We start from the raw sequence: 17411 nt of genomic DNA on the forward strand, positions 1-17411 counted from the left end.
TCACCGCGCCCCGCGTTGTCAAGGATCTCGTCCCGAACCGGACAATGCCTTCCCGCCGCGGTATCCGGGTGCTCCTTGACACGGCGGCACCCCGGTGCGCATGCTCTTGGAGAGCGCTCTCCCATCCTTGGCACCTCACCGTGGAGGACCCTTGGCAACGAAAGCCGCGCTCCTCGCCTGCACCGCCGCCACCGTGCTGGCAGGCGCCTTCCTGACCGCGGCCACCTGGTCGCCCGCCGGAGCCGACGACCTGGTGACCCACCACGAGTTCCAGGTCAACTGCTCCCCCAGCCACCACCAGCCGGACGACCCGATCGTCTTCCCCGGGCTGCCCGGCGCCTCGCACGACCACACGTTCATCGGCAACAAGACGACGAACGCGGCCACGACCCTGCAGTCGCTGCAGGCCGCGGGCGTCGGCAACACGACCTGCCTGGCCCCGGACGACCTGTCCGCGTACTGGTTCCCGACCGTGCTCAACGGGAACCAGGTGGTGCTGCCGAACTTCGCGCAGGTCGTCTACTACAAGTCGGGCATCCTCGACTACACGAAGGTGGTGCCGTTCCCGCCCGGGCTGCGGTACGTCGCCGGCAGCGTCACCGCGACGCAGGACGAGTTCCAGCACGCCCCCGGCGCGATCGAAGGCTGGGAGTGCGGGGACAGCTTCCACAACTGGGACATCCCGGTGACCTGCGTCGCCGGCAGCCAGCTCAACATCCGCTACCAGGCACCGAGCTGCTGGGACGGCGTCCACCTGGATTCGGCCGACCACAAGGGGCACATGGCGTACCCGGACCGGGCGACGCTGACGTGCCCCGCCGACCACCCGGTGGCGGTGCCGATGCTCGAGTTCAAGATGGCGTTCCCGGTCAGCGGCGACATGTCGGGGGTGCACCTGGCCAGCGGACGCGGGTACTCGTGGCACTACGACTTCTTCAACGCCTGGGACCCGCAAACCCTGGCCGCGCTGGTGACCCACTGCATCAACGGCGGCCTGCAGTGCGACCCGCGCGGGTTCGACCTCTACAAACCCGACCGCGGCACCGTGCTCGGGCCGAACTACCGGTTGCCCGGCCGCCCGTGAGAAGGCTGGCCTTGGGGGCGGCGGTGGTGGCGCTGTCCGTGGGCGGGTGCGCCACCACCGGCCCCACCCCCGCTCCCGGGCCGGCCACCGCCGCCTTCAACCCCACGGACGTGGCCTGGCTGCAGCTCGTGGTGCCGATGACGTCGAACGCACTCGCCGCGGCCCGGCTCGCCCCGGAGCGGGCCGGGAGCGCGGCGGTGCGAGAAGCGGCGAACGCGGTGGTGGCGCCTTCGCAACGCCTGCTGACGCGGTTGGAGTCGGTGCGCGACCGGGCCGGGCTCCCGGCCGCCGATGTCCACAGTGGACACCGGATGCCGGGCATGGTCACGCCGGCCGATCTGGCGGCGTTGCGCACCGACACCGGCCCCGAGTTCGACCGGCGCCTGATCGCGCTGCTGCGGGCGAACGCGGCGCAGGTCGTCGTGCTCGCCCGCGGCGAGCAGACGTCCGGGGCCGAGCCGGAGACCCGCGAACTGGCCGGCGAGCTGGGCACCGAAGGCGCCCGCCAGACCGAGGTGCTCCCGAAGACCGCTTGAAATCCGTGGAGGCCACCTCGAAGGATTCCTTCGAGGTGGCCTCCACGGCATTTCCGACCGCCCGCCGGAGGCTCAGTACGTCACGGTGACCGGCGCCCGCCCGGGCCGGGCCGGGGCCTTCACCGTCAACGTGTGAGTGGCCGCGTCCCAGCTCCACGCCGACGACGGGGCCCACCCGCCACCGACCTTCACCCGGCTCGGGGCCGCGGGCACGCCGAGGAACTCGACCGTCCACTCCCGGTCCGCCACGCGGTACCGGCCCTGCGGCGGCGCCACCGTCACCGAGCGCGAACCGCCCCGCTCGGCGTAGGTGATCTTCGTCGTCGAGCTCTGCGCCGACGACGTGCCGTTGTCCTCGTACAGGGAGAACGACCCGGCTCCGCCCGGCGCGACCGTCACCGTCACCCGGTTCAGCGGGCTCTGGACGTCGTCGGGCACGTCCGCCGTCCGGGTCGCGGTGATGCCGCCGCCGCGCTGGAACACCGGCATCGTGCCGAGGTCCGACGTGACCTGCTGCGTCGTGCCGCCCGCGTACGTCTTGCCGCTGAAGTAGTCCGTCCACTGCCCCGGCGGGAACCAGACCGACGTCGTCGCGGACGTCCCCGGCGTGGTCACCGGCGCCACCAGCAGGTCCGGCCCGTAGAAGTACTCGCTCGACGCCGCCGCGTACGCGGCCGGCTCGTCCGGGTACTCCAGGTACGTCGGGCGCACCACGGGCACGCCCGTCGTCGCGGCTTCCTGGGCCAGTGTGTAGGTGTAGGGCACCAGGTTTTCCCGCAGGTTCAGGAACTTCGTCGCCGACGCCTTCGCCGCGTCGCCGTACTGCCACGGGAGCCGGTCGCTGTGGTTGCTGTGCAGGCGGTCGATCGGCTGGAACGTGCCGAGCTGCACCCACCGGGCGTACATGTCGTCGGGCAGCTTGGCCGTCTGGTGCTGCTGGCCGCCCGAGGTGTAGGTCTCGCTGCCGCGCAGGCCCGTCGTGTCGTTGTGGCCGCCGATGTCGTGGCTGATCGCCGACATCCCCGTCGCCGCCGACTCGGCCGGGGTGATCCCGACCTCCATCCGCAGCGTGCCCCACGTCGAGGACGTGTCACCGGTGAAGTGGAGCGTGCTGCGCTTGTCCGCCCACGGTCCCGTCGACAGCCCGATCGGGCCGCCGTAGCCGCCGGCCTGCAGCGAACCGTAGGCCCGAGAGGTGACGAAGCCGCGGCCGGTCGCCGGGGCGGCCAGGTCGGCGTACTGCTGGTTGATCCACGCGTCCGGAGTGACGCCGGGCAGGCTCGACTTCGACCCGTCGCAGCACCAGTCCAGCCACCAGAAGTCGTTGCCCTGCTGCATCATCCCGGCGTGCAGGTCGAGGTAGGCCTTCAACTGGTCCGGGTCGCCCCAGTCGAAGACGTAGCAGTCGGTGCCGCAGCCGGACTTCACCAGCTTGCCCTTCGCCGTCGCCTGCGCGCGGGCGAACTGCGGGTCCGAGCCCATGATGCTCGGGTGGGTGTTCAGGGTGTTGTGCAGCCCCTGCGCCTTGGACCACGCGAAGAAGCCGGCCGGGTCCGGGAACTTGTTCGTGTCGAACTGCCAGCCGTTCCAGGTGTCGGGTGCCTTGAAGTCGGTGTCGGTGACGAGCACGTCGAGCGGCACGCCCTCGCTGCGGAAGCGCGGCAGGATCGTGTCGCGGTAGTCGGCCGCGGTGCGGTCGATGTACTCCGAGTACCAGACGCCGTACGCCCAGCGCGGCAGCAGCTCGGGCGGCCCGGTCAGGGTCGCGAGGTCGCGCAGCCCGGCCTTGTAGTCGTGCCCGAAGGCGAAGACGTAGCCGTCCTGGTACGGGCTCCCGCCGTGCGACGGCCGCTGCGTGACCTTGCGGGTCGCGGTGTCGTACAGCGCCGAGGGGCTGTCGTCGAGCAGGTACCAGCCGTCCTGGTGCAGGAGCCCCTCGGTGAGCGACGGGGTGCCGTTGTCGCCGTTGACGCCGTCGAGGCCGCGCCGGTACCCGCCGAGCGCGAGGTGCGGCTGCGGGGCCGCCGCGCCCGTCGCCGTGACCGCGACGGTGTCGACGTTGACGTGGCAGCTGGTGTCGTCGGGGCAGCCGAGGACGACGTCGTTCGCGCCGGCCCGCAGGTCGACCGGGACGGACGCGGTCTTCCACGCGTTCCAGTCGTCGGTCACCGGCAGGGACAGCGTGCGCGTCACGCCGTTCGCGGCGACCGTCGCGGTCCGCGTCTCGTGGCGCCCGTCGCCGCCGGTGCCGTTGGCGTACCGGACGCTCAGCTGGTACGTGCCGGCGGTGGCGACGTCGGTGATCCGCTGCGTCAGCGCCGAACCCCGGTTGAGCTCGGCGACGAAGCCGCGCCCGGCGTAGCCCGGGTGATCGGTCGCGACGACGGCCGAGCCGGTCCGCAGCCCGGCTTCCGCCTCGCAGCTCACGCCGGCCGGGCAGCCGGTGTAGGCGCGGGCCGACGCGGGCGGGAAGGCCGCACCGGCGGGGAGCGCCGCGAGGGCGTCGACGTTGACGTTGCCGGAGTCCGCCGCGGTCCGCTGCAGGCGGACGCTGTGGTGGCCGGCGCCGAGGGTGACCGGGACGGACGCGACCGCCCAGGTGTCCCAGTCGGTGGTCGCCGGCAGGGTGAGCTTCTGCGGCGCACCCGCGTCGACCGAGACGCTCAGGGTGCGGGTGACGTGCTGGCCGTCCCCGCCCTGGCCGTTGGCGAAGCGGACGGCCAGCGAGTACGTGCCGGCGGCCGTGGCTTCGACGTCCGCGGTGGCCGAGGTGCCGGCGCTTTCGAAGCCCGCGAGGAAGCCTTCGCCGGTGTAGCCGCGGTGGTCGGTGGCGATGCCGAGCCCGTCGGCGGTCAGGTCTTCGGCCTCGCACAGCGCGCCGGTCCGGCAGGTCAGGTGGCGCCAGGGCGCGGCGAGCACCGGGGTCGCGCCGGCGGTGGTGCGCACTTCGAGGTTGCCGCCGTCGAACGGGCCGGAGTCCAGCCGGTAGGTCAGGGTCGTCGCGCTCGTCCGGATCGTGAGCACGCCGCCGGAAACCGTGGAGGTGTAGGGCGTCGGCGTGAACGAGCCGCGGCCGACGGCGTTGAAGGTGGCGGCGTCGGTGAAGCGGCCGTCGCCGGCGTACTCCGTCCGGATCACCGTCGGGGACAGCACCTGGAAGCGCGCGTTCCCGGCGGTGACGGTCTGGCGCTGGGGCGCGGCGGTGGCGGGGGTCGCGACGGTCACCGTAGCCGCGGCGACGGCGACCACGCACGTCAGCCGGAGGGCTCTCGCTGTTCTCGTCCGCACGGCGGAACTCCGTTCCGGTAAGGGGACTCGGCGTTTTACAACGTTGGAAAAGCGTTCAGATCCGATCACAGCGAGAGGGGTGATGTCCAGACCACTGACCGGAACTGTCCGGACAGATCAGCGGCCGGTGACGCCGTCGAGCTGCTCGCGCAGGATGTCGGCGTGCCTCGCGTGCCGGGCGGTCTCGGACGTCATGTGCGCGAGCACCCACCGGAGGGTGTGCGCGGTGCCCAGGACGGGGACCGCCACCGGCACCGCCGGGTCGCCGGCCGCCCGGATCGCCGCGTCGCTCGCTTCGATCGCCGCCCGGTAGCCGGCCAGCACGTCCGCCGTCGACCGGCCTTCAGGGACGGTCATGTCCACGTCGCCGGGGTTTTCGCCGCCGGCGACGTGGTGCCCGAACCAGACCCGCTCGGCGAACGTGAGGTGGTGGACGAGCCCGAGCAGCGTGGTGCCGGACCCGACGAGGACCTCGCGCAGCTGCTCGTCGGTCAGCCCGTCGGTCTTCTTCAGGACGGACTCGCGGGCGAAGGTCAGGAACGCCGTCGCGGTGTAGTGCTCAGCCCGAGTCGCGGACCACGAGTTCCGGGTCGAAGATCACCGATTCGGCGCGCAGGTCCGGGTCGGCCATGCGGTCGAGGACCATCCGGGCCATCGCCGCGCCCATCTCCTCGACCGGCTGGCGGACCGTCGTGAGGCGGGGGCGGCAGCTCAGCGCGACGCGGCTGTCGTCGAAACCGACCACCGCCACGTCGTCCGGGACGCGCCGGCCGGCTTCGCGCAGCACCGTCAGCGCGCCGTACGCCATCAGGTCGTTGGCCACGAAGAGCCCGTCCAGCGCGGGTTCCTCGGCCAGCAGGCGTTCCATCGCCCGTTCGCCGCCGTGCTCGGTGAAGTCGCCCTCGGCGACCGCCACGTACGCGTGGCCGTGGCGGGCCATCGCGTCGCGGAAGCCGGCCAGCCGGTCCTGGCCCGCCGGGGTGCCCGCCGGGCCCGCGATCGTCGCGACGCGACGGCAGCCGCGCGAGACGAGCCGCTCGGCCGCGAGCCGGGCGCCGTCCTGGTGGGCGACGTCGACGTAGCACACCGGCGCCGGGCGGGCGGGCCGCGCGAACAGCGCCGTCGGCACGCCCGCGTCGGTCAGCGTGCGCGGCAACGGGTCTTCCGCCGGATGCAGGGAGATCAGCAGCACGCCGCTGACCTGCTCCTGGCGCAGCTTCGGGACCAGCTTCGCGCGGTCGGTGTCGCTGTCGACGAGCATCAGCAGCGGGTGCAGGCCGTGCGGGCGCAGGTGGGAGACGACGCCCTCGACGACGCGGCCGAAGAACGGGTCGCCGAAGACCCCGCCGGTGAACGCCTCGACGTGCCGCTCCGGCTCCGACACCACCAGCGCGATCCCGCCGGTGCGCCGGGTGACCAGTGACCGCGCGGCCCGGTTCGGGACGTAGCCGGTGTCGGCGATCGCGCGTTCGACCGTCTCCCGCAGCTTGGGGTCGACGTTGCGGACGCTGTTGACCACGCGCGACACCGTGGCCCGCGAGACGCCGGCGACCCGCGCGACGTCCTCCAAGGTGGGCGGCTGCGTCGTCACCCGTCCTTTGTAGCACGCTGTGAGAGCGCTCTCCCAGTGCCGCGCCGCTGACAAATGTCATGACGGCCCGGTGTGCGACGGCACTGCCCCCGCGAGCGCCCGCGCCGGAGCATTTCCGGCATGACCACCACGACCCGCACCGCCGGTTTCCGGCCCGTGCTGCTGCTCACCGGCGCCTACGCGGCGCTCTCCGTGCTCACGCTCGCCGTGATCGTCCTGTTCCGCGACCACCCGGCGATGGTGACCGACGCCGTCTGGGTGCGCGCCACCCTCGTCGTCGCCAGTTCGCTGCTGACGTTCGCCTTCGCCCGCAGCGCCGCCCGCGGATCGGAGAAGGGGCTCCTGCGGCTGCGGATCGTCTCGGCGGTGATGCTGGTGGCGATCGTCGTCATCGTCGCGCTGCCCGGGCTGTTCCCGCTGTGGCTGCGCGTCGAACAGGGCGTCTGCGGACTGCTGCTGCTCGGCGTCACCGTGCTGATCAACCGCCGTCGGGCCCGGTAGCGTTCCGGTGGTGGACGGGGCGAGCGACGTGCAGCGCTGGGTGCGCGGCTGGCGGCTGCGGCTGCTCGACGCCGGGATGCTCGTCTACCCGGCGGTCACGCTCGCGGGCGTGCTGCAGCACTCGACGGGCACCGCGGCGGTCGCGGGCTGCGTGGTCGTGACCGCGTTCGCCGTCGCGTACCTGCTCGCCGCGGCCGCCGCGGCGCGCCGGGCCGCCCGGCCGTTCTGGGTGCTCACGAGCACTTGTGCCGCGCTGTTCGGCGCCGCGCTCCCCTTCGCCAACGCCGACGCGTTCTTCCTCGCCGCCGTCGTCCTTTCCCTGGCCGCGCCGCGGCTCCCCCGGCGGGTCGCGGTCGTCCTGGTGGCCGCGGCCGCGCTCGCCGCCGTCGCCGTGCCGTGGCCGGACGGGCCGGGCTGGGCGCAGGCGGTGGCGCTCGTGTTCACCGTGCTGATGGTCGGCGCGTTCGCCGAAGCGATCCGGGCCAACACCGCGCTGGTCGCGGCCCGCGCCGAGGTCGCGCGGCTGGCGTCCGAAGCCGAACGCACCCGGATCGCCCGCGACCTGCACGACCTGCTCGGCCACTCGCTCACCGCGATCACGGTGAAGAGCACCCTGGCGCGACGGCTCGTCGACGCCGACGCCGTTCGCGCGGGTGAGGAGATGACCGCCGTGGAAACGCTGGCCCGCCAGGCCCTGACCGAAGTCCGCGCGGCGGTGTCGGGCTACCGCGAGGTCTCGCTCGCCGGCGAGCTCGCCCGGGGCCGCGAACTGCTGCGCGCCTGCGGGGTCACCGCCGACCTGCCCACGGCCACCGACGTCGTGTCCCCCGCCCACCAGGAACTCTTCGGCTGGGTGGTGCGGGAGGGGCTGACGAACGTGGCCCGGCACGCGCGCGCGAGCCGGTGCGCGGTGACGCTCTCGGCGTCCACTGTGGAGGTTCTCGACGACGGCGTGGGCGGTCCGGCCCAGGGCGGGTCCGGGCTCGAGGGGCTGCGCGAGCGCGTCGACGCGGCCGGCGGTTCCCTCTCGGCCGGGCCGGTGGACCCGCGCGGCTGGCGGTTGCGGGTGACGGTGTGACGATCCGCCTGCTGCTCGCCGACGACCAGGAACTGGTCCGCCAGGCGCTGTGCGCGCTGCTCGCGCTCGAGGACGACTTCGAGGTCGTCGCGTCGGTCGGCCGCGGGGACGAGGTCGTCGCCGCGGCCCGCGAACACCGGCCCGACGTCGCGCTGCTCGACATCGAGATGCCGGGCCTGGACGGCCTCGCCGCCGCGGCGGTGCTCGCCGCGCAGGTGCCGGGCTGCCGGGTCGTCATGCTCACGACGTTCGGCCGCGCCGGCTACCTGCGCCGCGCGATCGAGGCGGGCGCCGCCGGGTTCGTGGTCAAGGACGCGCCCGCCGACGTCCTCGCCGACGCGATCCGCCGCGTCCGGGCCGGCGAACGGGTGGTGGACCCCGCGCTCGCGGTCGCCACCCTGGCGGCGGGCGAATCCCCGCTGACCGCCCGCGAACGCGACGTCCTCATCACCGTGCGGACCGGCGCGACGATCGCCGAGATCGCGTCCCGGCTCTACCTGTCCGAAGGCACGGTCCGCAACTACGTCTCCGCGGCGATCGCGAAGACCGGCGGCCGCAACCGCGTGGAAGCGGTCCGGATCGCCGACGAGCGGGGCTGGCTCTAGGGCCGCGCGCTGAGGTTGCCCGCCGGCCGGGCGACGGACCTTGGACGCGCGATGCTAGGCGTTCTCGTCGAACGGGATGCCGGCCGGCTTGGCCTTGGCGAGGTTGCCGGCGAACTGGTCGTCCTTGATGCCGAAGGTGGCGCTCCCGAAGTCGGCCTGGGTGAGCTTGTCCCGCAGGCCCGCGGGGTAGCCGTCCCAGCCGACGGGGGCCGGGTACTGCCAGGTGCCTTTGTGGTTCTCGGGCGGGTCGTCGTTGCCGTTGGCCGCGCGGAAGCAGTGCGTCGAGCCGCCGTCCTTGTGGTAGACGACCTTCGCGTGGGTGCCCTCGAAGCGCAGGCTCGCGCGGTCGTGGACGGCGAAGCCGCCGTGCTGGGAGGTGGCGACGTACTCGACCTGGTCGTCCTTGACCCAGACGACGACGTGCTCCCAGTCGTGCCGGTGGCCGGCGCTGCCCGGGCCGAGGGAGGCCTGGTCCTTCTCGAAGTAGAGGGTGAACATGACCGCGCACCAGCCGTTGTCGCACTTCTGGCGCGAGTAGGAGTTGGTGTTGTCGAGGTCCCAGGAGTCGCGGCAGTGGCCGTTGGTGTCGCCGCCGAGGGACAGGCCGGGGGCGATCGTGCCGTCGGGGCCGATGGCGGGGGTCGGGTAGCAGCCGTCCTTGTCGTAGTCGAAGGCCGGCTGGAACGTCTTTTCGAAGTCGCTCGCGTTCGCGGGCAGGGCGCCCGGCGGGTCGGCGAGAGCGGTCGCGGGGAAGAGGACGGAGAGGGCCAGCGCGCCGGCGGCAGCGGCGGCCAGGGTGCGGGAACGGTGCGCCATCGCGGGCTCCTGCGGGTTCGTCGGTGATTTTCCGACCAGGCTCGTGTGATCGCTCCGGATTGGCAACCGCGGCGGCGCGAGTCTGCCCGGCTGCCGCTATCCGTGGGGCACGAACGCGCAGAACTGGTTCCGCGGCCGGGGCGCCGCTACGTTTGAAGCATGCCCGAACCCATCCTGATCTCCATCGCCGCCGCACTGGCGGCGAAGGGGGCGACTGGCCTCTACGACCTGGTGAAACGCAAGTTCGCCAAGGACCCTGCGGCCACTTTGGCCCTGGAAGGGGCCGCGTCGGCGCCGTCGTCCGACACCCAGCCGATCCGGGCGCTCGCCGAGCGGCTGGAGTCGGCCGGGACGGAGGACCGGGAGTTCGCGGAAGCCCTGCGAACGGAGTGGGAGAAGCTCCCGGAGGGCCGCGTGACGTACGGCGGCGTGCACAACACGGTGACCGGCACCGTGACGGGCAAGGTCATCCAGGCCGGCGACGTGCACGGCAACATCAACCTCTGAGCCGGGCCTCGGCGGCGTCCCAGTCCCCCTGGCCCGACGGCTCGTAGCGGCGGATCTCCTGCGTCTCCCGCACCAGCGCCCGCATCGCCGCCAGGTCCGGGAGGTCCTCCCCCAGCGCCCGGGCCTGGACCAGCACGTTCCCCAGCGCCGCCGCCTCCACCGGGCCCGCCAGGACCGGGACGCCGCACGCGTCCGCCGTCGACTGGCAGAGGAGTTCGTTGCGGGCGCCGCCGCCGACCAGGTGGACCGCGTCCACCACGCGGCCGGTCAGCTGGGCTGCCTCGCGGATCGTGCGGCGGTGGGCCACGGCCAGGCTGTCGATGATGCAGCGGACCATCGCGGGCCGGTCCGCGGGAACGGGCTGACCGGTGGCCGTGCACGCTGCCGCGATGCGGGCGGGCATGTCGCCCGGGGGCAGGAACTCCGGGGCGTCGATGTCCACCACCGCCGCCAGCGCCGGAGACGAAGCCGCGGCCGTCAGCAACCCCGGGAGGTCCGGGGATGACCACGTGCGCAGCGTCTCCGACAGCACCCACAGGCCCATCACGTTGCGCAGGAAACGAATGGTGCCGTCGACGCCGCCCTCGTTCGTGAAGTTCGCCGCCAACGCCGCGTCGCTCAGCTCCGGTGCGGGCAGCTCCAGGCCGGCCAAGGACCACGTGCCCGACGAGATGTAGGCGAAGTTCTCCCCCGGAGACGCCGGGACAGCGACCACCGCCGACGCCGTGTCGTGCGAGCCCACCGCGATCACCGGGACGCCGGAAAGCTCCGAAGCCGTGCCGACGACCGTGCCGGGATCACGCAGCGGGGGCAGCAGGCGCGACGGGATGCCCACCCGCGAAGCGAGCGGATGAGCCCACTCCCGGGAACGGACGTCGTACAGCTGGGTCGTCGACGCGTTCGTCCGCTCGGCCCCGATCGAGCCCGTCAGCCAGTAGTTCAGCAGGTCCGGGATCAACAGCAGCGCCGACGCCGCTTCGAGCCGGTCGCCCTCGGCCACCAGCTGGTACAGCGTGTTGAACGGCAGCTGCTGCAGACCCGTCACGTCGTACAGCTCGCGCGCGGACACCGAGGCCGCCACCTTTTCCGCGACGCCGTCGGTGCGGGGATCGCGGTAGCAGAAGGGATTGCCGAGCAGCGCGCCCCGGGCGTCCAGGAGGCCGTAGTCGACGGCCCAGGAGTCGATGCCGACGCCGTCCACCGCGCCGGCGTCGCGGATCCCCGCCAGGGTTTCGCGGTAGAGCCCCAGGACGTCCCAGTACAACGCCGGCCCGGCGCGGACGCCGCCGTTCGGGAAGCGGCGCACCTCCGCCAGGCTCAACGTCGAAGGACCGACGGTGCCGGCCATCACGCGCCCGCTGGACGCGCCGAGGTCGACGGCCGCCACCCGCTTCACGGGCGCACCACCGTCAGCTCCAGGCCGAGCAGGTCCGCGACCGCCGTCAGCTCGGCGACGCGGTGGCCGGTGCCCAGCGCCCAGTGGTGGGCGATGCCGCTGGCCGACCACGCGTCGGTCCACTCCCCCGGGTCGCAGCCGAAGTCGACGCGGGAGGTCGTGTTGCCGATGCGCAGCAACGGCCCGGGCACGACCGTGCCCTCGGACGCGATGAGCGAGAACGTCCCGTCGCGCCGCTGCCCGAGGCCGCACAGCGTGACCGGGCCCGGCTTGACGTCGAACTCCACCGACACGCCCCAGCCGCGCTTGCCGTGGTAGACGCCGAGGCCGCGCAGCAGCGGCTTGCGGGCGCTGATGCCGAGGTGCGCCGGGCCGTCGTGGCCCATTTCGACGACACCGTCGTGGAAGTTCAGCGCCTGCAGCTCGGTGAACGAGCCGCCAGCGCCCAGCCGGTCCATGATCAGCATCGCCAGTGACGTGCGCAGCTCGTACTCGCCGACCGCGGGGATGCCGCGCGCGGTGAGCAGCGACGCGCCGAGGATGAAGCCGGCGCCGACGCGTTCGTGGGTCTCGCCGTCGAGGCCGCGGTGGTAGTACGCCAGCGAATCCAGCGAGAAGTCCTCGACGAGCCGGTCGAGCGCCACGGAAACCCGGGCACCCCAGGCGAAGTCTTCGTCCACGACGGACTCGTCCACGGTGAACACGTCGCACGCCAGCGCGACCCGGGTGGCCGTCTCGTCGTCGGACACCTTCTCGACGCGCACCCGCAGGTCGTCGACCTCGAGGATCTCGACGTGCCCGCCGAGCTGGGCCGAGACCAGGGTCGGGTCGGTGGAGACGTCCATCATGCCCGGGTAGAGGTGCCCGAGCAGGCCGTGGCGGCCGTGGCGCAGCGCCGCCCGCACGCCGGCCGCCTTGATCCAGCGTTCGATGCGGGTCCACGCCCGCGGATCTTCCAGGTACCCGGACACCGACCGGAAGTCGACGCCCAGCCGGCGGAACGCGTTGGCCATCTCCGGCAGCGGGCACGCACCGCAGTAGGCGAGCCAGGCGCCGGTGTCGAAGGACTCGTGGTCCATCGACTCGGTGGGCTGCAGGTTGAGCAGCAGCACCGGCGCGCCCGAGCGCTGCGCGACCGGGGCCAGCATGCTGGACGTCAGGTACGTGGTGAGGAACCCGATGATCAGGTCGCACCCGGCGACGCGCAGCTTCTCCGCCGCGGCCGCGCCTTCGGCCGCGTCCGAGACGAACCCGGCGTCGACGACCTCGCAGTCCAGTTCGGACAGTCGCGAAGAGACGCGGCGCGCCGACGCCTCCAGCTGGGGCAGCAGCGAAGGGAACTGCGGCCAGTACGCGCCGAGCCCGCCGGAGACGAGCCCGACCCGGGTCTGGCGCGGCGTGATGCGATCGAGGGTCATCGGCTCTCCTAGCGCAGGAACGCGGCGGCCACCCCGGCGTCCACCGGCACGTGCAGGCCGGTGGTGTGGGTGAGGTCGCCGCCGGTCAGGGCGAACACCGCGGCCGCGACGTGCTCGGGCAGCACCTCGCGCTTGAGGATCGTGCGCTGGGCGTAGAACTCGCCCAGCTTCTCCTCCGGGACGCCGTAGACGGCGGCGCGCTGGGCGCCCCAGCCCCCGGCGAAGATGCCCGAACCCTGGACGACGCCGTCGGGGTTCACGCCGTTGACGCGGATCCCGTACCCGCCGAGCTCGGCGGCCAGCAGCCGCACCTGGTGGGCCTGGTCGGCCTTCGCGGCCCCGTAGGCGACGTTGTTGGGGCCGGCGAACACCGCGTTCTTCGACGAGATGTAGACGATGTCCCCGCCGATGCCCTGGTCGATCATCACCTTCGCCGCGGCACGGGCGACCAGGAACGACCCCTTCGCCATGACGTCGTGCTGGAGGTCCCAGTCGCGTTCGGTGGTTTCCAGCAGCGGCTTCGAAATCGACAGCCCGGCGTTGTTGACCACCAGGTCGAGCCCGCCGAAGGCGAGCACGGTCGCGTCCACCGCGGCCTGGACCGCGGCGGCGTCGGTGACGTCCGCGGTCACCGCGATGCCGCCGGTCTCCGCGGCGGCTTCGGCGGCGGCGGCGGCGTTCAGGTCGGCGATCGCCACGCAGGCGCCCTCGGCCGCGAGGCGGACGGCGATGGCCTTGCCGATGCCCGACCCGGCCCCGGTCACCAGCGCGATCCGCCCGGCCAGGGGCTTCGGCTTCGGCATCCGCCGCAGCTTCGCCTCTTCCAGCGCCCAGTACTCGATCCGGAACTTCTCGCTCTCCGGGATCGGCGCGTACGACGAAACGGCCTCGGCCCCGCGCATCACGTTGATGGCGTTGACGTAGAACTCCCCCGCCACCCGCGCGGTCTGCTCGTCGCGGCCGAAGGAGAACATCCCGACGCCGGGCACCAGCACGATCGCCGGGTCCGCACCGCGCATCGCGGGCGAACCGGCGACCGCGTGCCGCTCGTAGTAGGCGGCGTACTCCGTGCGGTAGGAGGCGTGCAGTTCCTTCAGCCGCGCGACGATGTCGTCCAGCGGCGCGGTCGCGGGCAGGTCCAGCACCAGCGGCCGGACCTTCGTGCGCAGGAAGTGGTCCGGGCACGACGTCCCGAGCGCGGCGAGCGGTCCGAGCTTCTCGCGGGCCAGGAACTCCAGCACGACGTCGCTGTCGGTGTAGTGGCCGAGCACGCGCTGGTCGGTCGAGGCCAGCCCGCGGATCACCGGCGCCAGCGCCGCGGCGCGCGCGTGCCGCTCGGCCTCCGGCAGCGCCTCGAACCCGGGTACGACCGGCCCGAACGGCTCCGGCGCACCGCGGGCGGCGAGGAACTCCTCGGCCGTCCGGATGATCTCCAGGGAGTTGCGCTCGCACTCCTCCGAAGTCGCGCCCCAGGCGGTGATGCCGTGCCCGCCGAGGATCACGCCGATGGCCTGCGGGTTCGCCGCCTTGACCGCGGCGATGTCCAGGCCCAGCTGGAAGCCCGGCCGGCGCCAGTCCACCCACGCGACCCGGTCGCCGAAGCACTCCTTCGTCAGCGCGGGGCCGTCGGCCGCGGTGGCCAGCGCGATGCCCGAGTCCGGGTGCAGGTGGTCGACGTGGCCGGCGTCCACGAGACCGTGCATCGCCGTGTCGATCGACGGCGCCGCGCCGCCCCGGCCGTGCAGGCAGTAGTCGAACGCGGCGACCATCTCGTCCTCGCGCTCGACGCCCGGGTAGACGTGCACGAGGGACCGCAGCCGGTCCAGCCGCAGCACCGCGAGCCCGGCCTCGGTCAGCGTGCCGAGGTCGCCGCCGGACCCCTTGACCCACAGCAGTTCCGCGGGGGTGCCGGTGACCGGGTCGACCGCGGTGCCCTTGGCGGAGGTGTTCCCGCCGGCGTAGTTGGTGTTCCGGGGGTCGGCGCCGAGCGCGTTGCTGCGCGCGACGAGTTCTTCCGGGACGGTCATGCTCATGCTCCCCACCCGGCCTGCGTGCCGCCGGCGCGCTCGGCCACGATCTTCTCCTGGTACCCGCTGCGGTGGTAGGCCGCGACCGGGTCCGGGTCGAGCCCGGCGTCCGCGCGCAGCTCGCCCAGCAGCGGCCGGACGTCGGTGTTGTAGGCGTCCATCAGCACGGCGTTGGCCCCGAGGACGTCGCCGGACTGCTGGGCCGCGCGCAGCGCCGTGCGGTCGACCAGCAGCGCCTTGGCCGTCGCTTCCTGGACGTTCATCACCGACCGGATGATCGCCGGGATCTTGGCCTCGATGTTGTGGCACTGGTCGAGCATGAACGCGATCCCGTACGACGGATCGAGTGCTTCGCCACGGACGATCTCGTACATGATCCGGAACAGCTGGAACGGGTCCGCCGCGCCGACCATCAGGTCGTCGTCGGCGTAGAAGCGCGAGTTGAAGTCGAACGCGCCCAGCTTCCCGGCCCGCAGCAGGAACGCCACGATGAACTCGATGTTCGTGCCGGGGGCGTGGTGGCCGGTGTCGATGCACACCGTCGCCTTCTCCCCCAGCTCGACGCAGTGCGCGTACGACGTGCCCCAGTCCGGGACGTCGGTGGCGTAGAACGCGGGCTCGAAGAGCTTGTACTCCAGCAGCATCCGCTGGTCCGGGCCGAGCCGGTCGTAGGTCTCCTTCAACGCCGCCGCGAGCCGGTCCTGGCGGTCCCGGATGTCGTCCTGGCCCGGGTAGTTGATGCCGTCGGAGAACCACAGCTTCAGGTCCCGCGACCCGGTCGCGTCCATGATGGAGATGGCTTCCAGGAGGTGGTCGGTCGCCTTGCGGCGGATCCCCGCGTCGGGGTTGGTGACCGAGCCGAGCTTGTAGTCCTCGTCCTGGAAGACGTTGGTGTTGATGGCGCCGATCTCGATGCCCAGGTCCCGCGCGTACGCGGTCAGGGCGCCGAAGTCGTCGACGCGGTCCCACGGGATGTGCAGCGCCACGCTCGGCGCGACCCCGGTGAACCGGTGCACGGTCGCCGCGTCGGCGATCTTCTCCTCCGCCGTCCGCGGGACGCCGGGTTGCGGGAACACCTTGAACCGGGTGCCCGAATTCGCGTACGCCCACGACGGCGTCTCGATGCGCTGGGCCCGCAGGGCCTGTTTGACATCCACGGCGATCACTGTCCTTCCCGGACGTCGAGGTGGAAGACCTCGTCGAGCAGCTGGAACCCCGCATCCGGCGGACCGCCATCGAGGCAGGTGAAGAACTCCGCCATTTCCGCCTGCCAGCGGGTGTTGACGTCGGTCTTCGCCATGGCGGCCCGCGCGGCTTCGAGGTCGTCCGCCTCGACGTACCCGATCAGCAGGCCGTCGCCGCGGAGGAACAGCGAATAGTTGCGCCAGCCGGTGTCGTGCAGGGCCTGCCGCATCTCGGGCCACACCGCCCGGTGCCGCTCGGCGTACGCGGTCATCCGGTCGGGCTTGACCTGGAGGCAGAAGCAGTACCGTGGCATCAGAAGTTGAACTTGTCGATGTTGTTCGCGTCGAACGTCGTCGGCGGGCCGAGGACGATCTCACCGCTCGCCCCGATCGTGTAGTCGCCGAGCTTGCCCGCCTTGAACTTCTCGCCTTCCTTGCCGGTGATCTGGCCCGACTTGAGCGCGACCCCGGCGTACGCGGCGAGGTAGCCGATGTCGGCCGGGTTCCACAGCGCGAACTGCTTCACGGTGCCGTCCTTGACGAACGCGCGCATCTGGTTCGGCGTACCCAGGCCGGTCACCGCGACCTTGCCCTTGTAGCTCGACGAGCTGACGTAGCGCGCGGCGGCCGCGATGCCCACGGTGGTCGGCGAGACGATCACCTTGAGGTTCGGGAACGACTGCAGCAGGCCCTGGGCCTCCTGGAACGACTTCTGGTCGTCGTCGTTGCCGTAGGCGACCTTGTCCAGCTTGATGTTCGCGTACTCCGGCTTGGCCAGTTCCTTCTTCAGCACCTCGATCCAGGCGTTCTGGTTCGTGGCGTTCGGGGTCGCGGACAGGACCGCGATCTCGCCCGAGCCGCCGGAGAGGTCCTTCGCCTGCTTGGCCAGCGCCTCGCCGATGCCCTGCGTGGTGGCCTGGTTGATGAAGACGTCGCGGCAGTCCTTCGCCGCGTCGGAGTCGAACGCGACGATCTTGATGCCGGCGCTGCGGGCCTGGTTGAGCGACGGGCAGACCGCGTTCGGGTCGTTCGCGGCGATGCCGATGACGTCCTGCTGCTGCTGGATCAGCGTGTTGATGTAGCTGACCTGCGACGACGCGCTGGCGTCGTTCGGCCCGACCAGCTTGTACTCGCCCTTCAGCTCGGCCAGCGCGTCCTTGCCGCCGCTGACCTCGATGTCGCTGTAGGGGTTGTTGAGCTGCTTGGGCAGGAACGCCATCTTGACGCCCTCCTTCGCCGCGGCGTTCGGGTTCGCCGCGGCGGTGGACTCACTCGCGCCGGACCCGGCGTTGTCGTTCTTGGTCGTGCCGCTGCAGGCGGCCAGGACCAGCACCAGCCCGGCCGACACTGCGCCGGTGAGGAACCTTCGGGACATCTTCG

At 72.5% G+C, this 17411-nt stretch carries 16 protein-coding genes; 6 read left to right on the forward strand and 10 right to left on the reverse strand.

Annotated features, from left to right (window positions below; all coding sequences use genetic code 11):
* The first annotated feature begins 151 nt into the window (after window positions 1-151).
* Window positions 152-1084: a DUF1996 domain-containing protein gene (locus AB0B33_RS09310; protein ID WP_360768800.1), complete on the forward strand. Its 933-nt coding sequence runs from the start codon at window positions 152-154 to the stop codon at window positions 1082-1084.
* Window positions 1081-1620, forward strand: coding sequence for a DUF305 domain-containing protein (locus AB0B33_RS09315; RefSeq protein ID WP_360768803.1), 540 nt, complete (start codon window positions 1081-1083; stop codon window positions 1618-1620). Before AB0B33_RS09310 ends, AB0B33_RS09315 begins: the two co-directional genes overlap by 4 nt.
* 72 nt (window positions 1621-1692) lie before the next feature.
* On the opposite strand, the gene AB0B33_RS09320 is transcribed toward AB0B33_RS09315, so the two are convergent.
* From AB0B33_RS09320 to AB0B33_RS09330, 3 genes are all read right to left on the reverse strand, one after another.
* Window positions 1693-4908, reverse strand: coding sequence for a TIM-barrel domain-containing protein (locus AB0B33_RS09320; RefSeq protein ID WP_360768805.1), 3216 nt, complete (start codon window positions 4906-4908; stop codon window positions 1693-1695).
* A gap of 117 nt (window positions 4909-5025) precedes the next feature.
* Window positions 5026-5445 (reverse strand): DinB family protein, encoded by a 420-nt coding sequence (locus AB0B33_RS09325; RefSeq protein ID WP_360769487.1) that lies wholly within the window; start codon window positions 5443-5445, stop codon window positions 5026-5028.
* Window positions 5446-5467: 22 nt separating this feature from the next.
* Window positions 5468-6499 (reverse strand): LacI family DNA-binding transcriptional regulator, encoded by a 1032-nt coding sequence (locus AB0B33_RS09330; protein WP_360768808.1) that lies wholly within the window; start codon window positions 6497-6499, stop codon window positions 5468-5470.
* Between the two features lie 120 nt (window positions 6500-6619).
* On the opposite strand from AB0B33_RS09330, the gene AB0B33_RS09335 reads away from it, so the two are divergent.
* The 3 genes from AB0B33_RS09335 to AB0B33_RS09345 are packed head-to-tail and all read left to right on the forward strand — an operon-like array spanning window position 6620 to window position 8683.
* On the forward strand, window positions 6620-7000 hold the full coding sequence (locus AB0B33_RS09335) for a hypothetical protein (RefSeq protein WP_247023481.1): 381 nt from the start codon (window positions 6620-6622) through the stop codon (window positions 6998-7000).
* Between the two features lie 10 nt (window positions 7001-7010).
* Window positions 7011-8078: a sensor histidine kinase gene (locus AB0B33_RS09340; protein WP_360768813.1), complete on the forward strand. Its 1068-nt coding sequence runs from the start codon at window positions 7011-7013 to the stop codon at window positions 8076-8078.
* Window positions 8075-8683 (forward strand): response regulator transcription factor, encoded by a 609-nt coding sequence (locus AB0B33_RS09345; protein WP_360768816.1) that lies wholly within the window; start codon window positions 8075-8077, stop codon window positions 8681-8683. The genes AB0B33_RS09340 and AB0B33_RS09345 overlap by 4 nt, the downstream gene beginning before the upstream one ends.
* A 54-nt stretch (window positions 8684-8737) precedes the next feature.
* On the opposite strand, the gene AB0B33_RS09350 is transcribed toward AB0B33_RS09345, so the two are convergent.
* Window positions 8738-9499, reverse strand: a complete 762-nt coding sequence (locus AB0B33_RS09350; RefSeq protein ID WP_360768819.1) for an NPP1 family protein — start codon at window positions 9497-9499, stop codon at window positions 8738-8740.
* 159 nt (window positions 9500-9658) lie between these two features.
* Between AB0B33_RS09350 and AB0B33_RS09355 the strand changes: the two genes are divergently transcribed.
* Window positions 9659-10006 carry a hypothetical protein gene (locus AB0B33_RS09355; protein ID WP_360768822.1) on the forward strand — a complete coding sequence of 116 codons (348 nt, stop codon included), beginning with the start codon at window positions 9659-9661 and terminating at the stop codon, window positions 10004-10006.
* Here the strand turns inward: AB0B33_RS09355 and AB0B33_RS09360 are convergent.
* The 6 genes from AB0B33_RS09360 to rhaS are packed head-to-tail and all read right to left on the reverse strand — an operon-like array spanning window position 9996 to window position 17406.
* Window positions 9996-11393: a rhamnulokinase family protein gene (locus tag AB0B33_RS09360; RefSeq protein ID WP_360769489.1), complete on the reverse strand. Its 1398-nt coding sequence runs from the start codon at window positions 11391-11393 to the stop codon at window positions 9996-9998. The two genes, AB0B33_RS09355 and AB0B33_RS09360, sit on opposite strands and share 11 nt — an antisense overlap.
* 5 nt (window positions 11394-11398) lie before the next feature.
* The gene (locus AB0B33_RS09365; protein WP_360768825.1) at window positions 11399-12820 is read right to left on the reverse strand and encodes an L-fucose/L-arabinose isomerase family protein; all 1422 of its coding nucleotides are present in this window, start codon (window positions 12818-12820) and stop codon (window positions 11399-11401) included.
* An 8-nt stretch (window positions 12821-12828) separates the two neighbouring features.
* Window positions 12829-14847, reverse strand: a complete 2019-nt coding sequence (locus tag AB0B33_RS09370; protein ID WP_360769492.1) for a bifunctional aldolase/short-chain dehydrogenase — start codon at window positions 14845-14847, stop codon at window positions 12829-12831.
* A gap of 2 nt (window positions 14848-14849) precedes the next feature.
* Complete coding sequence (gene rhaI, locus AB0B33_RS09375; RefSeq protein WP_360768828.1) at window positions 14850-16013, reverse strand: L-rhamnose isomerase; 1164 nt, start codon at window positions 16011-16013, stop codon at window positions 14850-14852.
* Complete coding sequence (locus AB0B33_RS09380; RefSeq protein WP_360768831.1) at window positions 16010-16345, reverse strand: L-rhamnose mutarotase; 336 nt, start codon at window positions 16343-16345, stop codon at window positions 16010-16012. Before AB0B33_RS09380 ends, rhaI begins: the two co-directional genes overlap by 4 nt.
* Window positions 16345-17406, reverse strand: coding sequence for a rhamnose ABC transporter substrate-binding protein (gene rhaS, locus AB0B33_RS09385; protein WP_360768834.1), 1062 nt, complete (start codon window positions 17404-17406; stop codon window positions 16345-16347). The genes AB0B33_RS09380 and rhaS overlap by 1 nt, the downstream gene beginning before the upstream one ends.
* Window positions 17407-17411: the final 5 nt, after the last annotated feature.

The sequence above is a fragment of the Amycolatopsis sp. NPDC049159 genome (assembly GCF_040648295.1).
GTDB lineage: Bacteria > Actinomycetota > Actinomycetes > Mycobacteriales > Pseudonocardiaceae > Amycolatopsis > Amycolatopsis pretoriensis_A.